Genomic DNA, 13,962 nt, shown 5'->3' with positions numbered 1-13,962 from the left:
CCGCCCCGGGGGCCGAGCCCCACCGCCGTCACCGCACGACCGACCCGAACCGCCGTCACCCGTCACGAACAAAGAGAGCGAGCCGACAGACATGGACGAGAACACCCGCTACCAGGTGCTGCGCAACGACGAGGAGCAGTACTCGCTGTGGCCCGCCGACATCGAGGTCCCCGCCGGCTGGCAGCCCGTGGGCAAGGAGGGCACGGAGGCCGAGTGCTCCGCCTACGTCGACGAGGTGTGGACCGACATGCGCCCGCGCAGCCTGCGTGAGCGCATGGAGAACGCCGAAGCCTGACGCGCCCGCGCGGAGTCAGACGGGACCGGGCCGGGGCGCGCCTTTTCGGCAGCGCGCCCCGGCCCGGTCCGCCCTTCTGTCCGCCCATCCCGAGGAGCCCTCATGACACCGGTCCTGCACACCGCACGACTCACCTTCCGCCCCTATCGTCCCGAGGACGAGGACGCCTTCGTGGCCCTGCTGCGCGACGAGGAGGTCTGCCGCTGGATGGGCCAGGAACGCGTGCCCGAGGCGGACATCCGCACCTTGTTCCGCGCCATCCTGAAGGACGTCTACCCTCAGCGCCTGTTCGACGTGTGGGGGCTGTGGCAGGAGGACGTCTTCGTCGGGCACGCCGAGGTGAAGAAGACCGGGAACGTCGACGGACACGAGCTGATCGCCGCCCTCGCGCCCCCCTACTGGGGTCGCGGTCTCGGCACGGAAGCGGTCCACGGCCTGCTGCGCCACGCCGCCGACAACCTGGGGTTGAAGGAGGCATACGGCATGGTCGGAGCAGACAACGCCGCCAGCCTGGCCATGTGCCGCCGCCTGGGCTTCCGGCACGTACGGGACGTGACCGGCGACGACGGGAAGGTGACCAAGCTGATGGTGATCGCGACCACCGAAGCCGCATGACCCAGGAGGGTGTCTCAGCCGGCCCAGTGGTCCCGCCCGGCACCGGCCGACGAGGGACGGCGGAAAAGCTGGTGTGCGGGGCCGGCGGAACCGGGTAACGTCTCGGTCATGTTCTTCCCGACGCCGATTTACGAGTGAGAGCGTGACGGGCCCCTGCTGATGTCCTCCGGCGTCGCCGCGCCCGTCCCCCACCGATGAATCCGTAGATCACTTCACTTCATTCCGGGAGAACCCGTGAGCAAGAACATCAACAACCCCGTGGGCATGGGCGGCGGCAAGCGCAAGAGGCTGTCCCGCGCCGAACGGCAGAACAACGGTCCGCACCGCAACCTCGACCGCCAGGGCGCCGCCGAGCAGAAGGCTGAGCTGGTGCGCAAGATGCGCGAGAAGGCAGGCGCAGCCGAGGGCGCCGGGCAGACGAGCGACGACACCGCACAGAGCTGACGCACCGCCGCCGCGGGGCGGCACCGCACGGGGCAGGGCCCGGACCGCGACGCGCGGTCCGGGCCCTGCTGCCGTACCGGGCGCGGCCGGTCCCGCTCAGCTCTCGGCCGAGCCCCGCATCGTCCGGATCTGATGGATTCCCCGGGCCAAATTCACAATATCTGTTCCCCGTGGATCAGTTTTGGAGGGCCGTGCAGCGGGAGTTTTTTGCCGCGAGAAGCAGAGTGGAATTATCAAGCGTGCACGGGCCGTTTCGGCGTGCTACTGTCGATCTCAGTTGCAGTTGTGGTTCCCGAAACTTCAAGTGCCCCCGCCAGGCTTCTGCCGACCGGGAGCACTTTTGTATTTCCGGTCATTTCCGGGCGGGGTAATCATCGCGGCGACACGGCGTCCGCACAGTGCGGACGCCGATGCACTGCCCCAAAGGAGATATGACATGGCTGCTGGTACCGTGAAGTGGTTCAACGCGGAAAAGGGCTTCGGCTTCATCGAGCAGGACGGTGGCGGCGCCGACGTGTTCGCCCACTACTCGAACATCGCCGCGCAGGGCTTCCGTGAGCTGCTCGAGGGCCAGAAGGTGACCTTCGACATCGCGCAGGGCCAGAAGGGCCCGACGGCCGAGAACATCGTTCCGGCCTGACGCTCACGCACCATCTGTAGCTGGGGCCCGCATCCTCCGGGGTGCGGGCCCCAGCTGCACGCGTATCCCGCGGCGGTTTTCACCCGCGGGACGCCCGGAGGACAGCCGGCGCCCGGATCGCAAGGTCCCCATCGCGTCACCCATTCAGCACCTGCGCCCCCCGGAAAATATTTCGGTCGGCCAGATCTGCTTTCTCTTGCCACCGGTCCATACTTGTAATTCTCCGTGCCGTTCATCGCGGCGGGAATTCCTTGATATGCGCCACATCGAGGAAGGTTCCGCATGAACCGCACGTACACGAACGACCGCCCCGCCCGCACCCGTGACGGCCGCGCCGATGCCGGAAGGGCCGGCAGCGGCTACGGCTCGCAGGCACCGCGCCGTACCGGCGGGCCCGTCCGCTCCGGCGGCTACGGCCGTCGGCCCGCCGCGGCGCAGGGTGAGTTCGCGCTGCCCAGGACGATCACCCCCGCGCTGCCCGCCGTCGAGGGCTTCGCCGATCTCGACATGCCCGAGCAGCTCCTGGCCGAACTCCGGCGGCAGGGTGTGACCGCACCGTTCCCCATCCAGGGAGCGACGCTGCCGAACTCCCTGGCCGGCCGTGACGTCCTGGGCCGCGGCCGCACCGGTTCCGGCAAGACCCTCGCCTTCGGCCTCGCCCTGCTCGCCCGCACCGCCGGACAGCGTGCCGAGCCCCGCCGGCCGCTGGGGCTGATCCTCGTCCCCACGCGTGAGCTGGCACAGCAGGTGACCGACGCGCTGACCCCCTACGCCCGCTCCGTGCGGCTGCGGCTGGCCACGGTGGTGGGCGGCATGTCCATCGGCAGGCAGGCCGGCGCGCTGCGCGGCGGAGCCGAGGTCGTCGTCGCGACGCCGGGGCGGCTCAAGGACCTCATCGACCGCGGCGACTGCCGGTTGAACCACGTGGGCATCACGGTGCTGGACGAGGCCGACCAGATGGCCGACATGGGGTTCATGCCCCAGGTCACCGCGCTGCTCGACCAAGTGCGCCCGGAGGGACAGCGAATGCTGTTCTCCGCCACCCTGGACCGTAACGTCGACCTGCTGGTGCGCCGCTATCTGACCGACCCCGTCGTGCACTCGGTCGACCCGTCGGCCGGTGCGGTCACGACGATGGAGCACCACGTCCTGCACGTCCACGGCGCCGACAAGCACGCCGCCACGACCGAGATCGCCGCCCGTGACGGCCGCGTGATCATGTTCCTGGACACCAAGCACGCCGTCGACCGGCTGACCCAGGACCTGCTCGACAGCGGGGTGCGGGCCGCCGCGCTGCACGGCGGCAAGTCGCAGCCCCAGCGCACCCGCACGCTGGCGCAGTTCAAGACGGGGCACGTCACCGTGCTGGTGGCGACCAACGTCGCGGCGCGCGGCATCCACGTCGACAACCTCGACCTCGTCGTCAACGTCGATCCGCCGACCGACCACAAGGACTACCTCCACCGCGGCGGCCGTACCGCCCGCGCCGGCGAGTCCGGCAGCGTCGTCACCCTGGTCACGCCGAACCAGCGCCGAGGCATGGTCCGTCTGATGTCGGACGCCGGAATCCGGCCGCAGACCACCCAGGTCCGCTCGGGCGACGAGGCCCTGAACCGGATCACCGGCGCCCAGACCCCGTCCGGCATCCCGGTCGTCATCACCGCACCGGTGGTCGAACGCCCCAAGCGCAGCGCCACCTCCCGAGGTCGCCGCCGCCCCACCTCCGCGACCAGGCGCACCCCCGCACGCCAGTCCGGCTTCGGCCCGGTGGCCTAGAACCCTCGTGGTCAGGAAGCGGCAAGGCAGCGCCCGGGGCATCCTCGCCCTCTCCCGCTCCAACACCTGGCCCCTGCCCGGACCGTTCTTCCCTTCTCTCTGTGAGGCCACATGCGCTGCGTCATCGCCCGCTTCCCCTTCGAGCTCACCAAGGGCGGCGTGCTGGAATCGATGAAGGGCGTCAAGCCCGAACCGGTCACCGGCCAATCGGTGATCATCGGCCGCCGCCACTACCCCGTCAAGCAGGTCGGCCAGGTCATCACGCGCCAGGACCGCCGTGACTTCAGCGCCGCCGAAGTCCTGCGGGCCATGGCTCAACTCGGCTTCACCTGCCGCGTCGTACCCGAGGCAGCGCCCCAGGACGATCTCAGCCCGATGCAGCAGGCCTCCGCGATGCTCGGCACCCCCGTCACGGTCTGACCGGGTCAACAGACACGAGCCGGCACCTGAGCGGCAGTGTGGGCCCGACCGGTGCACCGGTCGGGCCCACACTGTGTGCAGCCGGTTCCCGTCGGCGTCGGCCAGTGGTCGCACATACCTGATGTGGCGAGGGACTGACCGATCACCTCCCCGGCCCGTGGCTCATGCGTCGATGATGACGGGGATGATGAGGGGCTTGCGGCGGTGCGTGCGGAAGGCCCAGTTCGCCACGGCGCGGGCGAGGAGCTGTTCGAGCTGGCGCGCGTCCCCGACGCCTTCCTCGGCCGCGGTGGCCAGGGTCTTCTCGATGACGGGGATGACCGGCTCGAAGGTGGCGTCGTCGTGGACGAAGCCGCGGGCCAGGAAGTCGGGGGCCTCGGCGAGCGCGCCGGTGTCCGCGTCGACGATGGCCACCACCGTGACCACGCCTTCCTCCGCGAGGGTGAGGCGGTCCTTCAGGGACGCTTCGGTGGCGCCGCCGACTTCCATTCCGTCCACGTACACGTTGCCGGCGGGGACCTTGCCGGTGATGGATGCGCGCCCGTCGACGAGGTCGACGACGACGCCGTCCTCGGCGATGACGACACGGTCGGGGTCGACACCGGTACGGATGGCGAGGTCGCCGTTGGCCCGCAGGTGGCGCCATTCGCCGTGTACGGGCATGACGTTGCGGGGCTTGACGATGTTGTAGCAGTAGACGAGTTCGCCCGCGCTGGCGTGCCCGGAGACGTGCACCTTGGCGTTGCCCTTGTGGACGACGTGGGCACCCCACCGGGTGAGTCCGTTGATCACCCGGTAGATGGCGTTCTCGTTGCCGGGGATGAGGGAACTGGCGAGAAGGACGGTGTCGCCCTTGCCGATGCGGATCATGTGGTCGCGGTTGGCCATCCGTGACAGCGCGGCCATCGGTTCGCCCTGGGAACCGGTGCACACCAGAGTGACCTTGTGATCCGGGAGCTTCTCCAGCTCCTTCGTGCTCACGACCAGGCCGGAGGGGACCTTCAGATAGCCCAGATCGCGGGCGATGCCCATGTTGCGGACCATGGAACGGCCGACGAAGGCGACCTTGCGGCCGTACTGGTGGGCGGCGTCCAGAACCTGCTGGATGCGGTGCACATGGCTGGCGAAGCTGGAGACGATGACCCGTCGCGGCGCGGTGCGCATCACCTGCTCGATCGCCGGGTTCAGCTCACGCTCGGAGGTGGTGAAGCCGGGCACCTCGGCGTTGGTGGAGTCGGTGAGGAACAGGTCCACGCCCTCCTCGCCGAGCCGGGCGAAGGCGCGCAGATCGGTGATGCGGTCGTCGAGGGGGAACTGGTCCATCTTGAAGTCGCCGGTGTGCAGCACCATGCCGGCGCCGGTGCGGATCGCTACCGCGAGGCTGTCCGGGATGGAGTGGTTGACCGCCACGAACTCGAGGTCGAAGGGTCCGAAGCCGCGCCGGTCGCTCTCCCGGACCCGCACCGTGCGCGGCCGGATGCCGTGTTCCTTGAGCTTGGCCTCCAGGAACGCCAGTGTCAGCTTGGAGCCGACGACGGGGATGTCGCGCCGTTCGCGCAGCAGGTACGGCACGCCGCCGATGTGGTCCTCGTGGCCATGGGTGAGGACGATGCCCACGATGTCGTCCAGCCGGTCCCGGATCGAGGTGAAGTCCGGCAGGATCACGTCCACGCCGGGCTGGGTCTCCTCGGGGAACAGCACGCCACAGTCGACGATGAGCAGCTTGCCGGCGTACTCGAAGACGGTCATGTTGCGGCCGATCTCACCCAGGCCGCCCAGGGCGATGACCCGCAGACCTCCTTCGGGAAGGGGAGGGGCGGCTTTCAGTTCGGGGTGCGGGTGACTCATACCCTGACGGTACCCGGAGTTGGGGGCGGCATGATCCGTTGCCTGTGTTCTCCCTGGGGCAACGGGTGAAACCTGAGGCCCGCCGAGGAACATCCGCTCACCCGGCGGGCACCGGCGTGGCAGGATCCGGCGGCATGGAGTTCGAACAAGCGGATCGGCCCGTGGCCCTGGTCACCGGGTCCACCTCGGGCATCGGAGAGGCCGTCGCCCGGCGGCTGGCGGCGGACGGGATGCGCGTCGTCGTGCACTCGCGACGCAGCACCGAGGCCGGAGAGGCCCTGGCGGCGGAGCTCGGCGGGACGTACGTACAGGCGGATCTGGCCGAGGAGGAAGAGGCCCGGGCACTGGTCGAGACGGCTCTCGGCCGGTGCGGGCGGCTCGACGTGCTGGTGAACAACGCCGGCGTCAGCCGGCCCATCCCGCACGACGACCTGGCCGCGGCGACACCGGCGGACTGGCGGCACCTGCTGGAGGTCAACCTGATCGCGCCCTGGGTGCTGTGCACCGCGGCCGTTCCGGCGCTGCGCCGCTCCCCGGCGGGCGGCAGCATCGTGAACATCACCAGCCACGCCGGCGTCCGCCCCAAGGGCTCCTCGGTGCCGTACGCGGCGAGCAAGGCCGCGCTCAACCACGTGACCCGGCTGCTCGCCGCCGCGCTCGGGCCTCAGGTGCGGGTGAACGCGGTGGCGCCGGGGCTGGTGGACACGCCGATGACGAAGGACTGGACCCAGGCGCACGAGCTGTGGCGGGAGCGCGCCCCCATGCGTCGCCCGGCCCGCCCCGAAGACGTCGCCGACCTGGTGGCCTCGCTGATCTCCGGCACCTATCTCACCGGCGAGGTCGTCGTCCTCGACGGCGGGCTGAACCTGACCTGAGGGGGCGCCGACACACGCCGCTGAGGGGCCGGGCGCATCACGCCGGGTCGCCGGTGCGCTTGTCCCTGATCCGCTGGGCGACGTCGCGCAGCTTGATGTTGTGGTGCTGCGAGATGTTGCGCAGCACGCTGAAGGCGTCGTCCTCGCTCATTCCGTGCCGCTCCATGAGCATGCCCATGGCCTCGCCGATGGCGTGCCGCGTCTCCAGGGCGTGTTCGAGCTGGTCGATGGTGCGGGCGTCCGCGAGGGCGACGGCGGCGTGCGAGGCCAGCAGCCAGCCGGCGGTCGCGTTCTCCTCGGTGAAGACGCCCGGCCGGCGCGCGTACAGGTTGAGCGCGCCGAAGTCCTCGTCGTGCGTGTAGAGCAGGACCCCGGTCATGCTGCCGATGCCCAGGTCGCGTGCGGCCTTGGCGTACCGCGGCCAGTGGGGCTGGGGCCGTGTCATGTCCTTGATCCGGAACACGCGGTCGTCGCCGGCGCGACGGGCCAGATCGAAGCACGGCCCCTCGCCCAGTTCGCCCTGGAGCCGGTCGGACTCCTCGACCATGTCGCCGTACGAGGACAGGGTGACGGCACGGCCCTTGCGCACCGCGAGGATCCCGGCCGCGTCACAGCCCTCCACCAGCTTCACGGCCGACGCCGCGATCTCGTCCAGCGTCTGCTGCACCGAGTCCTGCTTCAGCAAGGTCCGCGCGAGCACGGCCATGTCCTCGGCGAACTTCTGCCACTCCATGTGCCACCGCCCGTGTCGATCATCGATCCGCCCACCCTACGCACAGCCTGACCCCTCACCGGCGAAGACGCCAGGGCCGGGTCCCGTGTCCGGGAGGGCACCGCGCGCGGGATCCACAGCCGCGTCCCATAACCTCGTGCGGGAGAATTCGGGTGTTCCACCGTGGGGAGGCGAAGGTGCTCGGAAGCGGCACGGGCGCACGGTTGCTCGCGGGCGCCCTGGCGGCGATCTGCGTGGTGCTGGTCGGTCCCAGTGCCCCGAGCGGCGCCCTCTACGCCGGGGGACGGCCCGCCGTGGCCGCCCGGGACGCCGTACCGAACCGGGTCATGACGTGGAACCTCTGCAACCCCTGCGACACCAGCGACGTGGACCGGGCCGCGGAGATCGCCGCGTACGCGCCCCAGGTCATCGGCGTGCAGGAAGCGTGCGTGCGCGACGTCGAGAGGATCCGGGAGTACCTGGAGAACCTCCACGGACTGGTCTACCGCGTCGAGTACGGGACCGTACTGCGCAAATGGGGCCGCTGCGGCGGCGCGCCGTGGAACCCGGGGGCCTACGGTCAGGCGATCCTCTCGGCCGCTCCGATGACGGACCCGGTCACCGTGGAGTATCCCGACGGCGGCTCCGAGGACCGTGGCTACATGGCGGTCACCACCACGGTCGGCGGCCGGTCCGTGCGGGTCTTCAACACCCATCTCGCCCAGCGACGCCAGGAGACGGTCCGGGACGAGCAGACGCGCGTGCTCGCCGCCGAGGTCGCCCGGCACGACCGCGCGATCCTGCTCGGCGACTTCAACGCCGTGCCGGAGGCCCCCGAGCTCGGTCGCATCTGGGCACTGGCCACCGACGCGGACCCGCAGTGCCGTCCCTCGCCCACCGGGACCTGCCTGCCGACCACCGACTGGCAGAGCAAATTCGACTACGTCTTCCTGCGCGGCATCACCCCGCTCGGACACCGGGTACTGCCGAGCCCGTACTCGGACCACCACCCCCTCTACGCCGATCTGGACCTGACGTGAGCGGCCGCCCCGGGTTCTCCGGGCCGCTGCCGGGATCCGCCGCCCGGCACGAGCCAGCTTTGCCGAGCTGACCGCCACCGCGCTCGTCGACCTGCTCACGGAGAGCGGGAACGCGCGTGCGGCCTCGACCTCCCAGGACCGCCCGGTGCAGCGAAACCGCAGGTCAGCGACTCGGGCGAGCGGCCGGAACAGGGCGTTCCGACCGTACGACGTGGAATTCTCGCTCGCAGGGGCATACGGGGAGGGCAAGCAAGCAGGGCATGCCGGCGAGCGGGACGCCGGCCCGAGGAGCAGGGAGGCCGCGATGACGGGGCCGCAGCACACGGACGCCGTTCACGGGCCGTCCGTGTCGACAGCGTCCATCGCGCTGACCGGGTCTCTGGAAGCCATCGGCACCGGTGCCTACGTCGTGGACGAGCAGGGCTGCATCATCGCCGTGAACGCCCGCGCCGAGCACCTGCTGGGCCTGCCCGCGCAGGACATGATCGGGCACGACGCGCACGACCTGCTGCACCGCGGCCCGCAGGGACAGCCTCTGCCCCGCACCCAGTGCGCCATGCGGCAGGCGTTCCACGCCGGTCGCACGGCCCAGGCCGACGAGGACTACTTCGCCTGCTCCGACGGCTCCCTGCTGCGGATCTCCTGGCTGATCACGCCGTACGACGTCGACGGCCGGCCCGGCGGCACGCTCGTGGTGTTCCACACGCCCGGCCGTCCGCAGGCCGGCGAGCCGCACCCGGAACCGGTGGCCCAGCCGCTGTCGGAACTGCACCGGCTGGCCCTGCTGGCCGAGACCACCGCGCAGCTGACCTCCACCCTCGACGTCGAGGAAGCGCTCCGGCGCCTGGTCAGCCTGGTGCTGCCCCGCCTCGCGGACTGGGCGGTCATCGACCTGATCACCGAGCGGGACGAGGTGTGGCGAAGCGTCGTGGTCCACGCCGACGGGGACACGCTCGTCCACCACGAGGACCTCCAGGGCCCCATGCCGCCGATCCCGGAGGAATCGCCGATGCCGCTGTCCAGGGCCCTGCGCGGTGTCGCCTCCAATCTGGCCGGGCCACAGACCTACCAGGGAGCTCCGGACTCCGGCATCGCGGTCGAGCAGCGCCGCCTGTTCGAAGTCACCGGCATGCACTCCGCGGCCATCGCGCCCATCCGCAGCACCCGCTCGGTCCTCGGAGCGCTGACCCTCGGCCGTGACGAGAACCCGGCGGCCTTCACGCCCGTGGACCTGCCCCTCATCGAGGACATAGCACGCCGTGCCGGTCTCGCCCTGGACAACGCCCGCCTCTACCAGCGCCAGCGCAAGGTGGCCGAGACCATGCAGAACCATCTGCTGCCGCAGATGCCGGGCGTCGCGGGCCTGCAGATGACCGTGCGCTACCTGCCCGCGCCCGACGCGTCACAGGTCGGCGGTGACTGGTACGACGCCTTCCCGCTGTCCGACGCGTCCACGGCCCTGGCCATCGGAGACGTCGTCGGTCACGACCTGGAGGCGGCGGCCGGCATGGCGCAGGTCCGCAATATGCTCCGCGCCTACGCCTGGTCCCAGCACGAACCCCCCAGCCGGATCGTCGAACGGCTCGACGAGGCGATCCAGCACATCACCGACGTCACCATGGCCACCACGATCTTCGCCCGGGTCGAACCGGCCGACGACGGCGACTGGCAACTGTCCTGGACCAACGCCGGCCATCCTCCGCCGCTGCTGATCAGAAGGGACGGCCTGGCCCGCTACCTCACCGACGGACACGGCATCCTCCTGGGCACCCAGACGGGCACCCGGCGCCCCGACGCCACCGCGCTGCTCCCGCCCGGTTCCACCCTGGTGCTCTACACGGACGGCCTCGTCGAAGCGCCCCGCCGCAGCCTCGACGAGGGTCTGGACCTGCTGCGCCAGCACGCCGCCGCCCTCGCACACCGCCCTCTGACCTCCTTCACCGACCAACTCCTGCGCCGCGTCCGGCCCCCCGGCAACGACGACGACGTGGCCGTCCTGGCGATACGGGTGCCCGAGGGCTGACCGGCCCCTGCGACATCGGGGCCGTGTCGCTCGTCCCTGCGCTGTGACCCGCGGGCGGCGCCCTCCCGACAGGCGTTCCGACCTCGTGAAGTCATGGTGAAAACCCGGTGGAGGGTGTGTCGGTGGGCCCCCTTATGCTGCACCGGACGATCACGCGGGACCAGGGGAGGGCGCGGCATGTTCGGCAAGCTGTTCGGCAGGGGTGCGGAGAGACCGGCGGCGGATCCGCACGTCCTTCCGGCGCCGCGCAGACAGAAGAACGGGATGTACACGCTGCGCGCGCTCGGGGACACACGGGTGCTCGCACTGGTCGAGGCCGCCGACGCCGGGGACTGGGAGGCGGTCAAGGCGGCGCTGGCCCCCTTCGATCTCGGCCGTGACCGCCGGGTCCTGGCGGAGCTCGCCGAGCTGGACGGCGTGCAGGACTGGATCGGGCGGGCCGTCGAGGACGACAAGGAGCACCGGGCGACCGCCCTGCTGATATCCGGGGCCCGTCACATCACCTGGGGCTGGGAGGCGCGTACCGCCGAACGCGCCGTGAACGTCACGCGGGAGCAGTGGCGGGTCTTCCACGAGCGGCTCGAGATCGCCGAGGAGCAGCTGCTTGAGGCCGCCGAGCTGCGGCCGGAATGGGTCACCCCCTGGTGCCACCTCCTCACCTCCGGCCGCGGCATGTCGCTGGACCGCGCGGTGAACGAGACCCGCCGCGACGCCGCCCTGCGCCGTGACCCGCTGAACCTGGACGCCCACCTCGGATGGCTGTCGCAGCTCCAGCCGCGCTGGGGCGGGAAGCCGGGGCAGGCCCTGGCGTTCGCCCAGGACGCGTTCTCCCGGGCCCCGCAGGGGCATCCCCTCGGCTGTGTGATCGCCATGGCGTACATCGAGGAGTGGGTCGAGGCGGAGCGCGGGGACTACCTCGTCACCTCCGAGATCCAGGCGCAGTTGCGCGAGGCGGCCGACCACAGCATCCTCCACCCCGCCTACGTGTGGCGCCCGGGCTGGCAGCACGACTTCAACATGTTCGCCATGGCCCTGTCCCTGTCCGGTGAGCGCCACACCGTGCGCCGCGTCTTCCAGACGCTGGACGGCGCCTACACACCGTGGCCCTGGACGTACTTCGCCGAGCCCGAGAAGCAGTTCGCCCGAGCGCACCGCCGAGCCTGAGCAGCGAGCAGCGACCCGCGAGCAGCGACCCGAGGGCGTGCGGGGTCCGGCCGACCGGTCCGGCCGAGCCGTGCTGGGGCGTACGCGTTTCAGCACCCGTGCCGAGCGCCTGTGCCGGGACCGCGTCGCAACCACCCCGGCCCGCCGCTCACACCCCAGCCGCACACGCCCCTCCCCGCCCGGCCCCGCGCCGCCCCACCGTCATTGCCCCACCCCACCACCCATCCCACCCCCGGACTGCCTCATGACTCTCCCCGACACCGCCCCGACCCCGCCCGGAGCCGACCGCACCTTCCAGGTGGACCTGCGCGGCCTCGTCGATCTCCTCTCCCACCACCTCTACTCCAGCCCGCGCGTGTACCTGCGCGAACTGATGCAGAACGCGGTGGACGCGCTGACCGCCCGGCACACCCTCGAACCGGCCGCCCCCACCGGCGCCTTCGGTGTCCGTCTGTACGCCGACGGCTCGGTCGTACGCGTCGAGGACGACGGCGTCGGGCTCACCGAGGCCGATGTGCACAGCTTCCTCGCCACCATCGGCCGCAGCAGCAAGCGGGCCGACCGGATCGCCGAGCAACGCGGTGACTTCATCGGGCAGTTCGGCATCGGCCTGCTCTCCTGCTTCCTCGTGGCGGACGAGATCCACGTCCTGAGCCGCTCCGCCCGTACCCCCGACGCACCCGCCGTCGAGTGGCGGGGCCGCGGCGACGGCAGCTACAGCGTCCGCACCCTGCCCGCCACCGCCCGGCCCCGGCCGGGCACCACCGTCACGCTGACCCCGCGCGCCGACGCGGGGGAGTGGACCAGCCCGGCGCAGGTGCACGCGCTGGCACGCCACTTCGGCTCGCTCCTCCGTCACCCGGTGACCTTCGACGACGGCACGGGCGGGACGAACGGCACCGGCGGCACGGCCACGTCCGTCAACCCCGAACCCGCCCCCTGGGCGCGGACGTACCCCACACCGGGGGCCCGCTCCCGCGCGCTGGCCGCGTACGGCGAGGAGGTCTTCGGCTTCAAGCCGCTGGACACCATCGAACTGGACCTGCCGGCCGTGGGCCTCAAGGGCATCGCCTGTGTGCTGCCCGAGACGGTGCCGGCCGGGCGCCGCCACGGCCACCGCGTGCACGTCAAGGGCATGCTGCTGTCCGAGCAGGCCGAGGAGATCCTGCCCGAGTGGGCGTTCTTCGTCCGCTGCGTCGTCGACGCGGAGAGCCTGCGCCCGACGGCGTCCCGCGAGTCCCTCTACGAGGACGACACCCTGGCCGCCGTCCGCGACGCCCTCGCCGAGCGGCTGCGCGACTGGATCGCCCGGGCCGCCGCCAGCGACCCGGAGCTGCTGCACCGCTTCCTCCAGGCCCACCACCTGGCCGTCAAGTCGCTTGCCGTGCACGACGACGAGATCCTGCGGATGCTGCTGCCCTGGCTGCCGTTCGAGACCACCGACGGGCACACCACCCTCGACGAGTTCGCCCGCACCCACCGCACCGTGCTCGTGACGTCGAGCGTGGAGGAGTTCCGGCAGGTCGCCGCGATCGCCTCGGCCGCCGGACTCGGCGTCGTCAACGGCGGCTACACCTACGACCGCGAACTGGTCCACCGGCTGCCCGAGATCAGGCCCGAGGCCACCGTCGCCGACCTCGACCCGGCCACCCTCACCGCCCACCTCGACCCCGTCGACCGGGAGACGGAACTCGCCGCCGCGGCCTACCTCGCCCAGGCGCGTGACGCCCTCGCCGTCTTCGACTGCGACGTCGCGCTGCGCACCTTCCAGCCCGTCTCCGCGCCCGCCCTGCTCATCGACAGCCGCGAGGCCCGGCACGAACGCACCCGTTCCCAGCTCGCCCGCGAGCAGGAGGGCGGCCTGTGGGGCGACATCCTCGGCGCTCTGCGCCAGGAGGCGCCGCGGGCCCAGCTGATCCTCAACCAGCTCAACCCGCTGGTCCGCACGGCCGTCTCGATCGACGAGCCCGAACTGGCCCGCACCAGCGCCGAAGCCCTCTACGGACAGGCCGCGATGCTGTCCCGGCGCCCGCTCAGGCCCGCCGAGTCGAGCCTCATCAACCGCTCCTTCCTCGACCTGCTCGCCCACGCCCTCCGCAAGGACAGCTGA

At 71.3% G+C, this 13,962-nt stretch carries 13 protein-coding genes; 11 read left to right on the top strand and 2 right to left on the bottom strand.

Annotated elements, in window-relative coordinates; genetic code table 11:
- Nucleotides 1-91: 91 nt before the first annotated feature.
- The 6 genes from AB0I06_RS00885 to AB0I06_RS00860 all read left to right on the top strand — a co-directional run bounded on the left by AB0I06_RS00885 (nucleotide 92) and on the right by AB0I06_RS00860 (nucleotide 4,190).
- Nucleotides 92-295, top strand: a complete 204-nt coding sequence (locus tag AB0I06_RS00885; protein WP_309060599.1) for an MbtH family NRPS accessory protein — start codon at nucleotides 92-94, stop codon at nucleotides 293-295.
- A gap of 102 nt (nucleotides 296-397) precedes the next feature.
- Nucleotides 398-910: a GNAT family N-acetyltransferase gene (locus AB0I06_RS00880; protein ID WP_363116566.1), complete on the top strand. Its 513-nt coding sequence runs from the start codon at nucleotides 398-400 to the stop codon at nucleotides 908-910.
- A gap of 234 nt (nucleotides 911-1,144) precedes the next feature.
- Nucleotides 1,145-1,354, top strand: a complete 210-nt coding sequence (locus tag AB0I06_RS00875) for a DUF6243 family protein (protein ID WP_363116565.1) — start codon at nucleotides 1,145-1,147, stop codon at nucleotides 1,352-1,354.
- 436 nt (nucleotides 1,355-1,790) lie between these two features.
- Nucleotides 1,791-1,994 (top strand): cold-shock protein, encoded by a 204-nt coding sequence (locus AB0I06_RS00870; protein WP_023586116.1) that lies wholly within the window; start codon nucleotides 1,791-1,793, stop codon nucleotides 1,992-1,994.
- A 282-nt stretch (nucleotides 1,995-2,276) separates the two neighbouring features.
- The gene (locus AB0I06_RS00865) at nucleotides 2,277-3,770 is read left to right on the top strand and encodes a DEAD/DEAH box helicase (protein ID WP_363116564.1); all 1,494 of its coding nucleotides are present in this window, start codon (nucleotides 2,277-2,279) and stop codon (nucleotides 3,768-3,770) included.
- Between the two features lie 111 nt (nucleotides 3,771-3,881).
- Entirely contained in the window at nucleotides 3,882-4,190 is a 309-nt protein-coding gene (locus tag AB0I06_RS00860; RefSeq protein WP_363116563.1) for an SCO5918 family protein, read from the top strand.
- Nucleotides 4,191-4,352: 162 nt separating this feature from the next.
- On the opposite strand, the gene AB0I06_RS00855 is transcribed toward AB0I06_RS00860, so the two are convergent.
- Entirely contained in the window at nucleotides 4,353-6,038 is a 1,686-nt protein-coding gene (locus tag AB0I06_RS00855) for a ribonuclease J (RefSeq protein ID WP_363116562.1), read from the bottom strand.
- A gap of 134 nt (nucleotides 6,039-6,172) precedes the next feature.
- On the opposite strand from AB0I06_RS00855, the gene AB0I06_RS00850 reads away from it, so the two are divergent.
- Nucleotides 6,173-6,913 carry an SDR family oxidoreductase gene (locus AB0I06_RS00850; protein ID WP_363116561.1) on the top strand — a complete coding sequence of 247 codons (741 nt, stop codon included), beginning with the start codon at nucleotides 6,173-6,175 and terminating at the stop codon, nucleotides 6,911-6,913.
- 37 nt (nucleotides 6,914-6,950) lie between these two features.
- Here the strand turns inward: AB0I06_RS00850 and AB0I06_RS00845 are convergent, their stop codons facing one another.
- A complete protein-coding gene (locus AB0I06_RS00845) occupies nucleotides 6,951-7,646 on the bottom strand; it encodes a GAF and ANTAR domain-containing protein (protein ID WP_363116560.1) in 696 nt (231 codons plus the stop codon).
- Nucleotides 7,647-7,798: 152 nt separating this feature from the next.
- On the opposite strand from AB0I06_RS00845, the gene AB0I06_RS00840 reads away from it, so the two are divergent.
- The 4 genes from AB0I06_RS00840 (at nucleotide 7,799) to AB0I06_RS00825 (ending at nucleotide 13,962) form a co-directional block, all read left to right on the top strand.
- The gene (locus AB0I06_RS00840; RefSeq protein ID WP_363116559.1) at nucleotides 7,799-8,665 is read left to right on the top strand and encodes an endonuclease/exonuclease/phosphatase family protein; all 867 of its coding nucleotides are present in this window, start codon (nucleotides 7,799-7,801) and stop codon (nucleotides 8,663-8,665) included.
- A 304-nt stretch (nucleotides 8,666-8,969) separates the two neighbouring features.
- Complete coding sequence (locus AB0I06_RS00835) at nucleotides 8,970-10,688, top strand: SpoIIE family protein phosphatase (protein ID WP_363116558.1); 1,719 nt, start codon at nucleotides 8,970-8,972, stop codon at nucleotides 10,686-10,688.
- 177 nt (nucleotides 10,689-10,865) lie between these two features.
- Nucleotides 10,866-11,852, top strand: coding sequence for a hypothetical protein (locus AB0I06_RS00830; RefSeq protein WP_363116557.1), 987 nt, complete (start codon nucleotides 10,866-10,868; stop codon nucleotides 11,850-11,852).
- Nucleotides 11,853-12,096: 244 nt separating this feature from the next.
- Nucleotides 12,097-13,962, top strand: a complete 1,866-nt coding sequence (locus AB0I06_RS00825) for an HSP90 family protein (protein WP_363116556.1) — start codon at nucleotides 12,097-12,099, stop codon at nucleotides 13,960-13,962.

The sequence above is a fragment of the Streptomyces sp. NPDC050674 genome, from assembly GCF_040654575.1.
Taxonomy (GTDB): Bacteria; Actinomycetota; Actinomycetes; order Streptomycetales; family Streptomycetaceae; genus Streptomyces.
Note: the sequence above shows the minus strand (reverse complement) of the source record. Positions and strands in the feature narration are given on the sequence as shown.

What these genes read in the sequence shown, in the direction of transcription:
- AB0I06_RS00825 (WP_363116556.1), top strand. Translation starts at nt 12,097, where the DNA reads ATGACTCTCCCCGACACCGCCCCGACCCCGCCCGGAGCCGACCGCACC.
- AB0I06_RS00835 (WP_363116558.1), top strand. Translation starts at nt 8,970, where the DNA reads ATGACGGGGCCGCAGCACACGGACGCCGTTCACGGGCCGTCCGTGTCG.
- AB0I06_RS00860 (WP_363116563.1), top strand. Translation starts at nt 3,882, where the DNA reads ATGCGCTGCGTCATCGCCCGCTTCCCCTTCGAGCTCACCAAGGGCGGC.
- AB0I06_RS00845 (WP_363116560.1), bottom strand. Translation starts at nt 7,646, where the DNA reads ATGGAGTGGCAGAAGTTCGCCGAGGACATGGCCGTGCTCGCGCGGACC.
- AB0I06_RS00855 (WP_363116562.1), bottom strand. Translation starts at nt 6,038, where the DNA reads ATGAGTCACCCGCACCCCGAACTGAAAGCCGCCCCTCCCCTTCCCGAA.
- AB0I06_RS00830 (WP_363116557.1), top strand. Translation starts at nt 10,866, where the DNA reads ATGTTCGGCAAGCTGTTCGGCAGGGGTGCGGAGAGACCGGCGGCGGAT.
- AB0I06_RS00880 (WP_363116566.1), top strand. Translation starts at nt 398, where the DNA reads ATGACACCGGTCCTGCACACCGCACGACTCACCTTCCGCCCCTATCGT.
- AB0I06_RS00850 (WP_363116561.1), top strand. Translation starts at nt 6,173, where the DNA reads ATGGAGTTCGAACAAGCGGATCGGCCCGTGGCCCTGGTCACCGGGTCC.
- AB0I06_RS00865 (WP_363116564.1), top strand. Translation starts at nt 2,277, where the DNA reads ATGAACCGCACGTACACGAACGACCGCCCCGCCCGCACCCGTGACGGC.
- AB0I06_RS00885 (WP_309060599.1), top strand. Translation starts at nt 92, where the DNA reads ATGGACGAGAACACCCGCTACCAGGTGCTGCGCAACGACGAGGAGCAG.
- AB0I06_RS00870 (WP_023586116.1), top strand. Translation starts at nt 1,791, where the DNA reads ATGGCTGCTGGTACCGTGAAGTGGTTCAACGCGGAAAAGGGCTTCGGC.